A 15,787-nucleotide genomic window follows, 5' to 3' on the forward strand; every position below is an offset into this window, starting at 1 on the left:
TGGTCTTGTCAGCGACCGAATACGTTGTTCGGTGTCCAAGTAAAGTCGCCACCCTGCTTGCCCGATTTCATCATCAAGCAGGATGTTCCCAGCTTTTGGAAATAGACAATCTTCAGTGGATACCAGCCTGCTTTGGGCACTTCTACTTCAGTTCGTTGATTGGCCTCGCAGCCCTGAATGCCATCTGAACGACCGATCTGCTGGCCACCAACCCAAGCTTCAATTCCATCATTCGACCAGGTTTCAAGCTCGTAGGTACCCGGTGAGTCAAAGCGCATATATCCCGTGACCTCGGCGGCAACATTGTATGCCTGATCGAACGTCATGACATCCTCACCCTTGTAAGTATCTCTGTAATCCAATCCCTGCAGTGGTTTTCCGGGCTGTGCTTTTTTCAACAGGCTTTTTGCCTGACTCAGATCGCGTATCTTCTTGTGTTGATTGCCGGTGCCGAAATATTTCACATTCAACCCAGCCTTCGGAGAAGGTTGTGGACTGGCGGGCTGCAACTTCAGTGGGGCAGCAAGCGCCGCTCCCGCCAACATCGCAAGGGCTATTGCTAGGGCGCCGGTTTGGGCAAGCTTCATTAGATTTCTCCCTGTGTGTATGCGGCGCTCGAATTGCCTCCGAGCTTCCACAGCATTTTTTAATGACACTAGGCCCTGAACTTTCACCTCGCAAGATGGTTAAAAATCACATTTCAGAGGTTACGCCCGCATATCCTTGGGCGATCCCATCACGACATAAGAGGTGATCGAGGTTACATGCGGCAGGGTCCCCAGCACTTCGGTATGGAAGGTTTTGTACGAAGGTAGGTCTGCACATTCGACCCGCAGCAGGTATTCGATTGTGCCAGTAATGTTGTGGCACTCGACCACTTCAGGTGCTTGCTGCAAGGCCCTTTCGAACCCTTCCTGTGCCGCTTTTGTGTGCTCGCCCAAGCCCACGCCGATATAAGCCACAAACCCCACGCCCAGCGCAGTTGGATTCAACACCGCACGATAGCCCGATATGACACCCGCGCGCTCAAGCTCTTGCACCCGTCGGAGGCAGGCCGAGGGAGAAAGACCCACGCGTTCGGCCAGATCGAGGTTGCTGATGCGGCCGTCCCGAGAAAGCTCGCGCAATATATGGTGATTTATTGGGTCAATCTTCGTCATTTATTGCGAGAGTACCTTATCCGCGCACAAATACGCAATTTCATTTGTCGCAATCCGCGAGAAAGTGCGGCCATGACTTACGATATCCTGATGGCTCTGATCACATTTGCATTTGTCTCATCAATCACGCCGGGGCCCAATAATCTGATGCTCATGGCCTCGGGTGCGAATTTCGGGTTTCGCCGCACTATTCCGCATATGCTGGGGATCGGATTAGGCTTTACCTTTATGGTGCTTTTGGTCGGGGCAGGCCTTGTGCAAATCTTCGATCAATTCCCGATCAGCTATACCGTACTGAAGATCCTGTCGGTGCTATATCTGCTGTATCTGGCCTGGAAAATCGCCCATGCCGCGCCAGTCGAAGGCGAGGATGCGGCAGGCACCCCGATGACGTTCTTTCAGGCGGCGGCGTTTCAATGGGTCAACCCAAAAGCATGGGCTATGGCGCTGACCGCTACTGCAGCCTATGCGCCTGAACAGACGCTCAATGCCATTTTACTCGTTGCGCTGGTGTTTGGGGCCATCAATCTGCCCTCGGTCAGCACGTGGACTGTGCTTGGACAGCAAATGGCGCGAGTCCTGACGAACCCGCGCCGTTTGCTTGTTTTCAATTGGACCATGGCGGCGCTGCTTGTAGCCTCGCTTTATCCGGTGCTTTGGCCCAACTAGATCATTTCAACGGCAAACAGATTTCGGTCAGTAAATCTTCGGGCGCGGTTTCACGCGGATCGTTGAGGTAGATTTCGTAGCAGGGTTGGTCTGCAGGCTCTTCGCCCGAATCGGGCAGCCAGTTGCCGAACAGAGTCTGGTAGGCGCTGTGAATCCCGGAATACGGGCCTTTGTAGGTCAAAACCGCTGTTTTTCCGCCCGGAATGTTTAGGTCTTCCATCCCGTCCGGGGTATCTTCGCCGCAAAATTGCGCTCCGGCAAAGCTGCGCAACTCATCCTCGGGCACATCCTCGGGGCTATCGAAATAAAGCCCGATCATCGGGCCGACCTGCGGCCACAGTTTCCGGGATTCGCATAGGGTGCCAAAGGCCTCAAAGCTGCGGCCAATCTCGGCATAGGCCCCCTTGTGCGGCAGCGCCACGACACGGCGGGATGGTTCGGTTCGGGTTGTAATGGGATGCATGGGATATCCTCCGGTTTTGAAATTTGGATGAGCTGGCAGAATCTGCCCTGTTTTGCGAAACGCGGCGGGGCTGCTGCCATAGGCCTCGGAAAAGGCCCGCGCAAAGGATTTGAGGTTCGGATACCCGATGTCCGTCGCGATACGCGCAACCGGTTTGTCCGATTGTACCAACCAGCAGGCAGCGCGGTGCAACCGTATCCGCCGGGTGGCTTGCGCGCAGGTCTCGCCGGTAATCGCGCGAAACACGCGGTGCCAGTGAAATCGCGACATCGCAGCGACATCCGCCAAAGCATCCAGAGATAGGTCTCCGGCGGGGTTGTCATGAATGTAGGCCAACACGCGCAAAACGCGATCTTCATAGCTGGCAGCCATCAGCATCCTTCCTTTTCTTTGCCCATCCGTGCTCGCATATTGCGCGACCACAAATCTTGCTGAGTTGCATCCGGGACAAGCATTAGTCATATAGCAGGGAACTTCCGCGTTGAGAGGCGTCATGACCCAGTATCTGGATTTCGAAAAACCGCTGGCCGAGATCGAAGGCAAAGCTGAAGAGCTGCGCGCGCTGGCCCGCGCCAATGAAGAAATGGATGTGACCGAAGAGGCCGCCGCGCTGGATGCCAAGGCCGCCAAACTACTGGACGAGCTTTATGCCGATCTGACCCCATGGCGGAAATGTCAGGTTGCGCGGCACCCCGAACGCCCGCACTGCAACGATTACGTGGATGCGCTGTTTACCGAGTTTACGCCCTTGGCCGGTGACCGGAACTTTGCCGACGATCTGGCGGTGATTGGCGGTCTGGCCCGTTTCAATGATCAGCCAGTCATGGTGATCGGTCACGAAAAAGGCAGCGACACCAAATCACGGATCGAGCGTAATTTCGGCATGGCCCGCCCCGAAGGGTACCGCAAGGCCGTGCGATTGATGGAGATGGCAGGGCGCTTTGGCCTGCCGGTGATCACTCTGATCGATACGGCCGGGGCCTATCCAGGCAAAGGTGCCGAAGAACGCGGCCAGTCTGAGGCGATCGCACGCTCGACCGAGATGTGCCTGAAGATTGGCGTGCCGCTGGTATCAGTGATCATCGGCGAAGGTGGCTCGGGCGGCGCGGTCGCCTTTGCAACCGCGAACCGTGTCGCGATGTTGGAACATTCGGTCTACTCGGTGATCTCGCCCGAAGGCTGTGCCTCCATCCTGTGGAAGGATGCCGAGAAAATGCGTGAAGCTGCTGAGGCGCTGCGCTTGACGGCGCAGGATCTTTACAAGCTAGGCGTGTGTGACCGTATCATTACCGAGCCCAAGGGCGGCGCCCATCGCGATCGCGCTGCCGCAGTCGAGGCCGTGCGGTCTGCGATTGCTGCGATGCTTGATGAGCTTGGCGGAAAAGATGCGGCGGCCCTGATCAAAGACCGCCGCCAAAAGTTCCTGGATATCGGTACAAAAGGGCTGGCGGCTTAACCCATCAGCCACCCAACTGCCGCAACAACGCCACCGAGGGTTGTCCTGTAACGGACAGCCCGTTGGCACGCTGATAGGCGCTGATAGCGGCCTCGGTATTCTTGCCGATCACACCATCCGCGCCCTGCGTGTCATAGCCCGCTGATGTCAGACGGCGCTGCAGCTCTTTGCGATCCTCAAGTGTTAATCCGGTGGCGTCCGGCCCGAATGACGCCTGGAACGGCGCGCCGCCCGCGATCCGGTCTGACAGGTGACCGACACCAATCGCGTAGCTGTCGGAATTGTTGTAGCGCTTGATAACCTGAAAATTGCGGAATACGGCAATACGCGGACCGGGTGTCTGCGGCTGCAGCACTGCCACCGGCGTGCCCGAAACCGAACCAACCTCACCCCCCCAAAGCTGCCCGCGCACCCAACCGGCGCGCGACAGGTAGGCGGCAGTCGAGGCCAGCGAATCCGCAGGGTCCTCGGACCAGATATCGCGGCGTCCATCGCCGGTGAAATCAACGGCATATGCCAGATAAGAGGTCGGAATGAACTGCGTATGCCCCATCGCCCCAGCCCAGCTGCCGGTCATATTGGCGGGGGACGTATCGCCCTCTTGGATGATCTTTAGCGCCGCCACCAGTTGCTTTTCAAAGAACGCACCACGCCGCCCGTCATAGGCCAGTGTAGACGTCGCCGAAATCACCGGCACATCGCCTCGTCTTGCACCATAGCGGCTTTCCAGCCCCCAAACGGCCACAACAACCTCTTTGTCTACCCCATATTGGGCTTCAATCTGCGACAAGGTTCCTGCATGCCGCACAAGCATCTGTTTTCCAGTGTCGATCCGTTCATCCGAAGCGGCAATCGCCAGATAGTCTTCAAGCGAGCGCTTGAATTCCACCTGATTACGATCACGCTCTATCACTTCGGGTAGATACCCTGCCCCCTGAAAGGCGCGATTTAGGGTGGATTCAGAGATGCCCTGAGAGGCCGCACGGTTTCTGAAACTGGCCACCCAGTTATCCCAACCCGCATTCGGAACAGGACGCATGCGCGACGCGGGGGCACTATTGGGCACGCCGCCCGTTGAGCAGGCCGCCAACAGGGTCGACCCAAGCCCGATAAAAAATGTTCTTCGATTGATCATTGTGAAATCTGCTCTTGTTGTGATTTGCCATCACGATAGCGCAGCACGGGCGTTCAGACCAGCAAAGCAATGCCCGAAATCATTGGGTCAGAGAGATGGGCAACAAGCCGCTCAGGTCACCAGCAGGCGCAAACCTTGGGTCACATCCGACCGCACCGCAAGGCGCAGCCCGGGCTCATCCCCGGCCTTGAGCGCCGCGATGATCAGGCGGTGGTAGTGCGGCGGCTCGGTACGCCTTAACCGGCCATAAAGCGCGCGCATCGTGGGGCCCAATTGCAACCACACAGTCTCGGCCATGGCAAGCATCGCTGGGGCCTGCGCACGTAGGTACAGTGTACGATGAAACTCCAAGTTCGCACGGATGTAACCTACTGCATCGCGCTTCGTGACCATCTCAGCCACTGCCATATTGATACTCTGCAATCGATCGATCAGCGCCATATGCGCGCGCGGCAGGGCGCGGCTGGCCAGCTCGACCTCAAGCAAGGCGCGCAACGCCGCCAGCTCTTCGATCCGATCGCGGGTTAGTTCCGGTGTCGACACACGACCCGACGTAGACAGAAACAGCGCCCCCTCTGCCGCAAGCCTTCGCACTGCTTCACGTGCAGGGGTCATCGATACGCCGAATTCCTTGCCGATGCCGCGCAGGGTCAGTGCCTGTCCCGGCGCGATTTCACCATGCATGATGCGCGACCTGAGCGCGCGGTAAACGCGATCATGGGTGGCGGTCTGGGACTCGGCAGGGCGTGTGGTCAACATCAGTTTATGTGATCACAAATTCCAACCACGTCAAGCTGCGTCAAAACGATAACGATGCAGCTCGGCCCCGTTTTCCCGCAACCAGCGGCGGGGTTCCTTATACGGGCCAAAGATACGCTCGACCTGTGCCCAGAAGGCGGGTGAGTGATTCATCTCGGCCAGATGTGCCACTTCATGCGCCGCCACATAGTGCAGGATCTCCGGCGGGGCCAGGATCAGCCGCCATGAGAACATTAGCCCACCCGAAGATGTGCACGAGCCCCAACGCGAGCGTGTGTCGCGCAGGGTAAGGCTGCTATATGGACGGCCCAGCATAGCGGCGTAATCGTCGCACGCGCCTGTCAGCCGGTCACGTGCAAGTTCCTTTAGAAACCGGGCCAACCTCCGCGCTTCGGCGCCAGCGGGCACACCGATCTCATCACCGCGCAGCAGCACGCGCCGACCCGATACCGAAACGATTCGCCGCTCGGTTCCTTCAATCGGAATGACCTGCCCTGTGCCAACCGTTTCAAGACTCGGCCGGTCCTGCAGGTGCCCGCGTATCCACCCAGCCTTCTGATGCGCGAAATCTAAGGCTTCGGTCTCGGCCACCCCATTCGGATATGTTAACGTAACCCGTCCATCCAATTGAGAAATCCGCAAACTGATACGTCGCGCCCGCGCCGATTTTCGCAATGTCAACGGCACCGGGGGCGTTCCAGGCAGTGCATGTCGCCCCATGGGCCGTACTCCTTTGCGCAAAGGCTTTGACAGTGCCTGCCGCATGTGGCAGGTGACCTGAATCATTGATGAGATTCACCTGATATCAAGGGGATTTGATATGCCCAAGGAAGAATGGGGCGTAAAGCGTGTTTGCCCGACAACTGGCAAACGGTTTTATGACCTGAACAAAGACCCGATCGTAAGCCCCTATACCGGCGAGATCGTGGAACTGGATACCGGCAAAAGCCGGATGATTGCCGCTGACGCCGAAGACGCCGCATCGGTCAAAGCACGCGAGGCCACATCGGACGAAGACATCGTTCTTGATGATGATGACAACGTCGATGTCGAGCTGGACGATGATCTGCTGGACGATGATGACGAAGGCGACAACGTTTCGCTGGACGATATCAAAGACATGTCGTCGGAAGACGAAAACTAAAGGGTTCCGAGGCGGCCGAGGCCGCCTCACCCTGCCTTGCCAGCGAGTCCGAACTTTTTCACTGAATCCGATTTTTGGACTTGCACTTGCACGCGGCGTCTCATAAACGTCCGTCCAACGCTGCGGCGGTACCTGCATGGGGCCTTAGCTCAGTTGGGAGAGCGCTTGCATGGCATGCAAGAGGTCAGGGGTTCGACTCCCCTAGGCTCCACCAAATCCCAAGCCTTAATATACTGAATTAAAGGAAGAAGTTCGAAATTCGAATGTTCTGTCCCGCCATCTTTCCCACCACTTGGTTTCTCAAAACCCTTTGGAAAGGAAAAATGATGCGAAATACCGAATCCCAAGAAAGCCGCGACGATCTACTAGGCCTTGCGATGGAAGCCAGAGGATTGGCCCTGGCATTGGACAATACGCTATTCAACGCTGGAAGCCTCGCCGGACTTCTTCAGAAGAATGCGCGCGGCTTGAAAGCCTGCGCCAGCGTTGGCGCCAGTAATGATGTAGGTCTTGCCTGTCTGGTCGCCGAGGCGCTCGGGTGTCCAGCCTTTGGGTCCGAATGTCGTATCTACCATTTGTGTCTCCTTCCAGCCCAAACTGGCGGTTTGAGGTGTTATTGCTTGAAGGCACAAATAATACTTGGCTGGGCCCATAAACAGGCGATATTCTCTCGATCACTTGCCCAATCGTCTCAACCCCATTGCAAAGATGAAAGCCCTATGCCAGCTAGAGCGCATGAGCAAAGACCAGATCAAAGACCTTATCGAGCGACGTCTGCCAAAGGCAGGCCTCGTCGATACCGCGTTGAAAGGCGTCCAGCTTTTCCGGGTGACCGAGGCCATGCCCTGCGTGCCTGCTGTCTACGAGCCCACGGTGGTGGCTATTCTCAGTGGCAGCAAGGAAGCTGTTCTGGAGGGTGAGCACCACGTCTATGGCAGCGACAAATACCTGCTGTGCCCCATGACTTTACCGGTGGAGGCGGGCACGCCATTGGCGTCCAAGGATGATCCTCTGCTCGGCGTGGTGATTACGCTGGAGCCACGGATGATGCGCGAGCTCACCATGGAAATCGAGGCCGCCGCTGGCGGCAACAAACAATTGCGGGATGGCGCGCCATCGGCTTTGGCATTGGCGTCCTGGGATAGTGGTTTCACGCAGGCACTGCTGCGGCTTCTCGATCTGCTCGACAATCCGGTTGATCTGGAGGTGCTCGGGCAGGGGCGAATGCGCGAGTTGTGTTACGCGGTGCTCATGGGCGAGGCCGGGGCCTCCGCAAGACGAGCCTTTGGCGTCGGCAACGAAATCGCGCGCACCATCGACTACGTCTCAAACCACTTGAATGAACAGGTCACCATCGACGATATGGCCGACCACGTCGGCATGAGCCGGGCGGTCTTCCATCGGCGTTTCAAAGAAGCCACGACAATGTCTCCAATACAGTTCGTGAAATCTATGCGGCTGAACAACGCCGCCATGAAGATTGCCGAAGGAAAGACCGTGTCGGAAGCGGCATGGGACGTAGGCTATCAAAGCGCGTCTCAGTTCAGCCGGGAGTTCAAACGGATGTACGGCCAGTCGCCCCGGCAATGGAGCCATGCGGCGCAGGGGCCCGAACGAATGGCCTAGGGTGCAACAGTGAGCTTACGTTTGAGACGAATGTCCGGTTGAGGTGGTGCTACGGTCAATAGGTGCGTTGTACCGAATGACGGGTTTGTCCCGCAGTGTGCGTTTTCGTCACCCTAAAAGACATGGTCTGCAACACGACCGAAAGCTGCCGAATGCAACCGCAGCGCCCATGCTGAACGGTAATGTCGGCTTATACGATTAAGCTCGCGTTCGCTCATGACAACCAATCCCACCGTCACACTCCAATCCTGCCTGCTCGACAGAGAAGTGTGACACTTCTACTTTGCTGATGTGGGACATTTTAACTTTGCGACTTCACGGGAACATCGCTGAATGGGTGTTATGTGAAGCGATCTGTGGTTGAGCGCATCACTCAGATCGGTTCAGCGAAGTCCGCGCTAGATTTGATGTCATTCATATTCTTAGTGTCCCTTGACCACGATGTCTTGCCCCCCGTTTGGCGTAGTGAACTTGAAGGTATCATGCTTAATTCCTGCCGCCGTCGCTGGTCTTGACGGTTTAGTTCGGTTAGCAGCCCGCCTTTTCATCAGGGTAGGGAAAATCAAAAAGTTAGTTCACCATTAGAAATACTTAGCGCAAACTCAAACAAGTCAGATGATACTACCTGCTCGATGCCTGGACCTATCGCAATGATCCTCGTTTTAGGCCCCGCATTTGTGTCCAGATAGAAATAAACTCCCGTGCCATCATCCGCGATAGGAACGTAAGCAGGGATTTCACTGCCGGCTTGCCGCCACTCCTTAAGCTGCCGAGAAACCTTAACAACGTCTTGCCAGAGCGGCATCTCGCTATCATTAACATTTGGCAGACCATAGATTTCAACACCATCAAGTACTACGGCACCGTATTCTGACAAAAAATCGCGATACTGAACTGGAAAAACAACCATAAGTTCAGCTTCCGCATCATGGATTTTTTTGTCTGAGCATGGACCGGCAACTTCTCCAGTCGCACACATCTGATCAAACTCTGTTTTGGCATCCATTGTCGTGCACTCTCACTCAGTTATTTGCCCTGATTTAACAAAATCTTGATATCGTTCTTGCCAATAGGATTTGGAATAATTTGGTTGTCTTACCGGGGAACCCGGACCGGGAATGTGAAGTGGGCCGCCTGAAGTCGGATTGTATTGGTTCTGGGAACGAGTTACTTCGATCATCTGCCCCGTTTCACGTCCGACATGGTGAAGCTGCAAAGGCTCCCAAGCACCGTTTGCATTTTGAACAAAAGGGGCTTGGCCATTTTTTATCCTAGTGATGTTTTGAGGGCTTAACTCTATATCCGAACGCTGTACCACCAACTCTCCGCGATGTCGAGTTACCGTTGTCCAAGTTTCGCTTCTTCCGAATGTGGCCTCTGCATTTCGAAGAAATTGAGCTTCATCGGCGTTCTGTGCCTGAATTCCGCTAAATCGCCCACTATTGGGTACGCTACCTTCTACCTTGATCCCGGTGCCCGGAAGGTTTGGTCCAGGAGAGCACGATGTAATGTTGCCAGAGGCGCATTCAATTACGTCAGAAACACCCAGCGCAACGCACGTTCTAGGAGTAGCCGCACAGACAGAGGGGCCGAGCGCAACAACACCGGTTACCACCGCTAAAAACTGCTTCGTCGCCTCAACTGTTTCGACATCGCCTAGGTAGTCGGCGTAAGCCTCAGTGTAGGCTTCGGCACAAGCACCATCGGACACGCCTCCGCAGCGGGTTTCCTGATAGTCCTCATAGCCGTTCAGGAAGTCGATGTTTTGATCGAGTTGCTGCTGCGCAGGACCGGAGACAAACAGTGCGCCCGAACGACTCAGCACTTGAGCGGCTATTGGGCTTTCATCGCGCAGTGCCGTAATCACTTCGTCGTAGCTGGCGGCTTCGGCCATGAAGCGCTCAACGCACTCGTTGGTAAAGCACGTGTTTGCAAGCTCTCGGTCATTCTGAAGACTAACATTGGCAAAATGAACTGCAATATCGCGCTGATCTGCCTCTGAGCATCCACTGTCCTGAGCATGGCATGCTTCAAGAGCGGCTTGCATATTCGCCAGATCTGTATGATTCAGGTAGTTGTTGAGGATTGCAGATTGACCAACGAATGATCCTGTACTGACGTTATCCGCTTCTCCACCTGAAACTAGATATCCGGCAACGGCTCCAACGACAGAAGCCAATCGATTTTGCTCTTCAATGCTGAGGGAACTACTCCCGGCGATTCCGGAATAGATACTGGCCGCAATTCCACCTGCCGCGCCTGCCGCACAGTCCGCACCTGTGGCTTCGGCGGCGGCACAACCCGCGAGCGCATGAAGGAGCATATGACCTGCCGAGCCTTCACCGCCGTTGATAGCGTTGCCGTTCGCGTCAGTGAACAACCCACCAATCTCGAACTGAACATCTGCCAGCGCCAGATTGGTAACGGTTTGAACAAGGCTTGCTGAGAACCCGTCTGCAAAGTCTGTTCCATAGACAGTCGAACTCAGACCAGAAGAGATCGCACCATCCAAGGCACCCTCTAGAATGCCACCAATGGTCAATTGGGCAACGTCACCATTTCCGAACCCATTGATCAGCGCATCATTCAGAGGACTGCTTTCGGGGATGTTCAGATTGATGCCAGATGTAATTCCCGCCGTGGCACCAGAGAACGTGGCGGCCTCCAGGATCGCTCCCAGATCGAGATCTCCGGCAACAACGCCATCCAGCGTTTCAACGAGCGCCGTTGAGGTGAAGGCGGTCGCTCCGTTGTAGAGACCCGTCGTTAGCGCCGTGGCACCCTCGGCTGCTGCTGCACCTGCAAGTTCCGGCAGCACATTTCCAACGAGTGTCGGCGCAACATATGCTGCAACCGCAATCGCAACGAGCGCTTTGAACGCAGGCGAGAGCTGAGTTTTCTCTTCATAGAAATACTCATCCGCCAGTTCCTGGCTGATCAGCTCTAGACCGTGGATGGCCAGAAGTTCCTCCGGGTAAAGATCTTGTAGGTTGGGCGCATCAACACCTGCAGTTTGATACAGCACCAACTCAGCATCGCCACCGATGTCGAAATTCATTCCTTGTCCGGCCAGCAATTCAGTCAACACGGCCGTTTCCGTAAAGCTGGTCTCGGTGATTGTGGTCATGGTGACCAGACCCATGTCGGTCTCGAAGAACTCGGAGCGGTGACTGTCGATGGCGGGCTGAACCGAGAAATCACCACCTGTTGTGATGTTCAGGTTCTGACCAGCAGACAGCGTTGCGCCGACAAGCGTTGTGTCAGTGCCGGACACGATGCTTAGATCCAGGGCCGCCAACGCATCTGTGCCGGTGTTGATGTGATCGACCGTATGCAGTTGGCTGGATTTGCTCAGCAACCCACCAAGGTAGCTCTTTTCTTTGACATGCGTCTCTTCGAACACGTCGGTGTTGGTGCCAACGAGGATATTGCCCTCAGTCGCAGTGAGGTTGATATCACCTGTGACGCTGGCAAGTTCTGTCCCAGCCGTGGTCAGGTCACCTGTCTCAGCGATAACATCTAAGTCACTACCAGCGGTGATCCCGACACCTCGATTGGTGACGGCAAGTGTGGATCGCGTTTCCTTCTTCTTCGACAGGAAGCCGCTGCTGGTTTTGCGGGTTTCTGACTGGTAGATGTCTTGCGCAGCCGCAAGAACCACATCACCAGATGCTGCCAGATGGGCCTTTCCGCCGGCATCGATCTGTGTACCGACCAGGACCGCGTCTCCGCCCGCGTTGGCGATGAAGTCGCCGCCAGTGAACAATTGGGCAACCTGAGCGGTCAGGGTCAGGCGATCCGTCCCGTTCTTCGCATCGCCTTCGCTGTATTGAACACCAGACTGCTCGGCGAGCAGGTAGAGACTGCCACCTGCCGTCAAACGCGTGTCCCCTGTGACCTGAGCCTGAACACCGGCTAACGTCATATCAGCAGAGGAGATGATCGACAGGTCACCACCCACGTCAAAGCGCGAGGCAAGATTCTCGGTGATCTTGGTGACGCTTGTGTTGGTGTAATATTCTTCTGTCTGCGCCAGACCTTCGATTGTAACGTTGCCAGCCGCAAATATTGAGGTGTCAGAGCTTGATCTGATCACCAGTGCCTTGCCTGAGAAATCTCCACCCGTGATGATGTCAACCAGATCACCACCAAGTTCGGTGTCCTCGAATGTAATGTTCCCGAAGGATGTCAGGGACAATGAGCCGTTCTCAGAAATCAGCGACCCACCCGAACCGGTAATCCGGCCCGCAACGATTGTCAGATCACCAGTTTCTGAGGTGTTGGCTTTGTCCAGGGAAGCGAGCAAGCCTGTATCTGACAAGCCGAACCGGTCACCAAAACCTTTGAATCCTGTCCCAGGACCCTGAACTGCGTCCCCGCCTTCATAGGAGGTGCCGTCGCTCGGATATCCATTCCATTCAGCGGGTCGATTGATGTTCTGGAACAGCTCATCCTGGATTTGCAGGCGATCCAGAAAATAGTCGGAAGAGATGAAGTCTTCGTAGGAAACCGGAGTTGTCCCGAAGTTTGTCCGACCCTCTCCAATCAAGGTATCCAGGTTGGCTAGTTCCTGAAGCTCTGGTTGAACCGGTGAGAGAAACGATCCAGGGACAACCAGTTCAGGTAGCGGCGCGCTTGTCACGGCGGAACTATCACGCGGCGCAATAACGTTCGAGGTTCCGGATCTAATGTCGCCATTCGCCACGACTGATGTGCTGCTGATGTTGACAGAACCACCCGCAAGTATTTGGCCAATCTCCGAAGTAGCTCCGTTGGAAGTCTCACGCGAGACCGGCGAATAGCTCACTCTTTCTGTGCGTGTGGTGAAGGCCGCGTCACTTCCACCGCTGCCCTCGTTGATCTCGATGGTCAGGTTTCTCGTGTATGTCGCAGCGTGCTTGACCTTGGTGTCCTGATACCCGTTGTTAGAAAAACTCGAACTTTCAACGTCGATGCCACCTTCAGCAGAGATCAGACCAGCGTCGTTGCGCACAGTATCTGCCTGAATTGCAATGCCTGCGCCCGACAGAATTTCCGGCTTAGCCCCGGAAGCCGCAACAGACGTGCCTGTGCTCCAGGTAACACCGCCCCGGTTCGAGAACACGCCGTCAAAGCTATAAATGGTTGCGCAGCTGCTCGCTCTGTCCGCACCGCCATTCGACCGGCTACTGGTGAAACAGCTTTCTAGTTCGAGATCAGCTGGATTGGTTGAAACTCTTCGGCTGGCTGTCTTATTGTCCGGAGTCCCCGCAAATATCTCCACACCCGACTGTGAGGGCTGAGTCACAATACTGTCGAAACGGTTGTCAACGGTATCTGCTTCGATGGCCAGACCACCATCTGCCTCGATGCGCCCGGATTGGTTGAAGACGGTTCCATTGCGGGCCACCAACTGCATTGTCTCGCCGGATTTCAGCAGACCACCGAGGTTATTCAGATCCGAGCCGCTGCGCAGTTGAAGGTCACCGCTGGCTTTGATCGTGCCGCGGTTTTCTATGTCCCCACCAAGATCAAGCAGAAGGTCTCCATTAAACAACACCTGTTCTGATGCGCCTACAGACAACCCACCCGAGGCCAACGTGACTGCAAGGCCATCGCCTGCGCGCAGCTGGTTGAAATGAGATGAATTGAGCCCGCAGTTAAATGAACCCGACTGAAACTCCAAAACGGATTGCCCCGCCAACAGCGCATCGGCACCAAGGCTGGTTTGTCCGGATACAGCGACATCGGTGTTGAGCGCATTGATCTGCCCTTGGAGGTCGAGTTCCCCCGCTGACACTGACAAATTTGCCTGCTGCCCTGCGACCAGATCACCATCGATGATCGCCTGATCCTGAGCTGTCACGGACAGGGATTCGACGGCAGCGATCTGCGATCCGGCGCTTGTTTGGACCTCATCACCCGCTATGGTTACAGATTGCCCGCGTGACGAACCCGTTTGAGTAACCGACCCGTCAGTCGCTGCGACAGACAATGTCTCAAGCGCTTGGGCCTGACCTTCAATCCGGACGTCATCACCGTTGAGAGCCACAGACTCCGCAACCAGTTCAGAATCCGCACCCGTTACAAGCTCAGTTCCGGCCGTCAGCGAAGCCGCTTCCAGGGCGGCGGCTTTGCCGTCGAATGTCAGCTGTGTCAGCGCATTCACATCAATGGACTGAGCGAAGACTTCGGAGTTGCCGTCCAGCCCCACAGAGCTGCCAGTTGATGCAGCCGCAAACGCGTTGCGCGCCACAATCGCGCCGGAAATGTTCAGCATCCCCGCGCTTTCCAGACGGATTGCACCGCCCGCTGCCTGACCGTTGAAGGTCAGATCGCCATTGCTGGTTCTGATGTCGATCAAATCACCGCTCTCGGAGGTGATCGCACCTTCCAGAAGGATCGGACCCTGGTTGTGGACCTGGACGCGCCCGCCCGCACGGATCTGCGGTGTATGACCACCAGCAGGAGCGCCCAGCGTAAGCTGCCCATCAGCCCGCAGCGCAATGTTGGTTGAGGACGCCATATCCCCATTCAGACGCACGCCCACGCCATTTTCGGTGGCAATCAAACGGATTGCGTTGGCATACATGCCACCAAGAGCGGCGACGTCCACAGCCAATGCCGGGGCCGCACCTTCACCGGCCTGCTCGGTGATCCCGGTCACCGCGCCCGTTTCTGGATCGTAAGACCAGTTATAGTCCGCCTGGTTGGCGCCGGCGACGACATTGAGCTGGTGCGCACGCATCTTGCCGTAGATCGCTGCGGTACGGGCAATCACATCGACGCGGCTGGTGTCGGTCAGACCTATCCGATTTTCCGGGTTCAGCCCTTCAGCACCGATGGTCACTGTGCCACGTCGAACGTCGAATCCGGTGAGGGCACCATTGCTGCCAAACTGCGGCTTGCCGGTTGTAAGGGTCGCGCGCTCGGTATTGATGAAACCGCAGCCGTTGCAGGTGATGCCAAACTCGTTGGTGACCACTACATCCATGCGCTTACCGGCCACTTCGAGAATGCCGTTCAGTTGGGTCTGATTACCCCCGACAACCTCGCCAATCCAAAGATCGGCCTCTTGCCCCGGTCTCAGGTTGCCATTGCCTTCGATCACGCCGCCCAGTTGCGTGTTGGTGATTGCGGCCGAGTTGTTCAGGATCAGGTCATCCGCCTGAAAGTCGGTGTAGACATCGTGACTGACGCCTGCGCCATTTGGAGTCGAGATGTTAATGACCGTTGTGCCGTTTAGCGACTGGTCGACATGTGGGCGCGGACCTGTGTTCGGGCCGACAGGCTGGATGTTCTGCGCATGAAGCAAAGCAGGTTGTATCGTCAACGCAAGCGTCAGGACCGAAGAAACAACTTTCTCAAAAACACGACTACGCATGGTTACGGCTTC

General features: G+C 56.2%; 13 protein-coding genes and 1 tRNA gene. 5 read left to right on the top strand and 9 right to left on the bottom strand.

All coding sequences use genetic code 11. The annotated features are described in order from the left end of the window. Positions 1-8: 8 nt before the first annotated feature. A complete protein-coding gene (locus tag ACR0B3_RS05750) occupies positions 9-587 on the bottom strand; it encodes a PA14 domain-containing protein (protein WP_480808224.1) in 579 nt (192 codons plus the stop codon). A 120-nt stretch (positions 588-707) separates the two neighbouring features. Continuing rightward, complete coding sequence (locus ACR0B3_RS05755) at positions 708-1,160, bottom strand: Lrp/AsnC family transcriptional regulator (RefSeq protein ID WP_480808225.1); 453 nt, start codon at positions 1,158-1,160, stop codon at positions 708-710. A gap of 72 nt (positions 1,161-1,232) precedes the next feature. On the opposite strand from ACR0B3_RS05755, the gene ACR0B3_RS05760 reads away from it, so the two are divergent. Beyond that, complete coding sequence (locus tag ACR0B3_RS05760; protein WP_480808226.1) at positions 1,233-1,829, top strand: LysE family translocator; 597 nt, start codon at positions 1,233-1,235, stop codon at positions 1,827-1,829. A 1-nt stretch (position 1,830) separates the two neighbouring features. On the opposite strand, the gene ACR0B3_RS05765 is transcribed toward ACR0B3_RS05760, so the two are convergent. Further along, positions 1,831-2,664 (bottom strand): AraC family transcriptional regulator, encoded by an 834-nt coding sequence (locus tag ACR0B3_RS05765; RefSeq protein WP_480808227.1) that lies wholly within the window; start codon positions 2,662-2,664, stop codon positions 1,831-1,833. Positions 2,665-2,785: 121 nt separating this feature from the next. Here ACR0B3_RS05765 and ACR0B3_RS05770 point away from each other — a divergent pair, with 121 nt between their 5' ends. Beyond that, complete coding sequence (locus ACR0B3_RS05770; protein ID WP_480808228.1) at positions 2,786-3,748, top strand: acetyl-CoA carboxylase carboxyltransferase subunit alpha; 963 nt, start codon at positions 2,786-2,788, stop codon at positions 3,746-3,748. Between the two features lie 4 nt (positions 3,749-3,752). Here ACR0B3_RS05770 and ACR0B3_RS05775 read toward each other — a convergent pair whose 3' ends face one another. The 3 genes from ACR0B3_RS05775 to ACR0B3_RS05785 all read right to left on the bottom strand — a co-directional run bounded on the left by ACR0B3_RS05775 (position 3,753) and on the right by ACR0B3_RS05785 (position 6,362). Beyond that, positions 3,753-4,883, bottom strand: a complete 1,131-nt coding sequence (locus tag ACR0B3_RS05775; protein ID WP_480808229.1) for a lytic murein transglycosylase — start codon at positions 4,881-4,883, stop codon at positions 3,753-3,755. Between the two features lie 111 nt (positions 4,884-4,994). Further along, positions 4,995-5,642 carry a GntR family transcriptional regulator gene (locus ACR0B3_RS05780; RefSeq protein ID WP_170685172.1) on the bottom strand — a complete coding sequence of 216 codons (648 nt, stop codon included), beginning with the start codon at positions 5,640-5,642 and terminating at the stop codon, positions 4,995-4,997. A gap of 30 nt (positions 5,643-5,672) precedes the next feature. Then, positions 5,673-6,362: a M48 family metallopeptidase gene (locus ACR0B3_RS05785; protein WP_480808230.1), complete on the bottom strand. Its 690-nt coding sequence runs from the start codon at positions 6,360-6,362 to the stop codon at positions 5,673-5,675. A gap of 100 nt (positions 6,363-6,462) precedes the next feature. On the opposite strand from ACR0B3_RS05785, the gene ACR0B3_RS05790 reads away from it, so the two are divergent. Next, positions 6,463-6,786, top strand: a complete 324-nt coding sequence (locus tag ACR0B3_RS05790) for a TIGR02300 family protein (protein ID WP_170722370.1) — start codon at positions 6,463-6,465, stop codon at positions 6,784-6,786. Positions 6,787-6,924: 138 nt separating this feature from the next. After that, positions 6,925-7,000: transfer RNA gene (locus ACR0B3_RS05795), tRNA-Ala, on the top strand. A 202-nt stretch (positions 7,001-7,202) separates the two neighbouring features. On the opposite strand, the gene ACR0B3_RS05800 is transcribed toward ACR0B3_RS05795, so the two are convergent. Next, positions 7,203-7,361: a hypothetical protein gene (locus tag ACR0B3_RS05800; RefSeq protein WP_480808231.1), complete on the bottom strand. Its 159-nt coding sequence runs from the start codon at positions 7,359-7,361 to the stop codon at positions 7,203-7,205. 160 nt (positions 7,362-7,521) lie between these two features. Here ACR0B3_RS05800 and ACR0B3_RS05805 point away from each other — a divergent pair, with 160 nt between their 5' ends. Continuing rightward, positions 7,522-8,412 (top strand): AraC family transcriptional regulator, encoded by an 891-nt coding sequence (locus ACR0B3_RS05805; protein ID WP_480808232.1) that lies wholly within the window; start codon positions 7,522-7,524, stop codon positions 8,410-8,412. A gap of 562 nt (positions 8,413-8,974) precedes the next feature. On the opposite strand, the gene ACR0B3_RS05810 is transcribed toward ACR0B3_RS05805, so the two are convergent. Together ACR0B3_RS05810 and ACR0B3_RS05815 are read right to left on the bottom strand one after the other, a co-directional pair. Continuing rightward, the gene (locus tag ACR0B3_RS05810; RefSeq protein ID WP_480808233.1) at positions 8,975-9,418 is read right to left on the bottom strand and encodes an SMI1/KNR4 family protein; all 444 of its coding nucleotides are present in this window, start codon (positions 9,416-9,418) and stop codon (positions 8,975-8,977) included. A gap of 12 nt (positions 9,419-9,430) precedes the next feature. Further along, positions 9,431-15,775 (bottom strand): two-partner secretion domain-containing protein, encoded by a 6,345-nt coding sequence (locus ACR0B3_RS05815; RefSeq protein ID WP_480808234.1) that lies wholly within the window; start codon positions 15,773-15,775, stop codon positions 9,431-9,433. Between the last annotated feature and the right edge of the window lie 12 nt (positions 15,776-15,787).

It is taken from the genome of Ruegeria sp. CE9 (assembly GCF_056537425.1).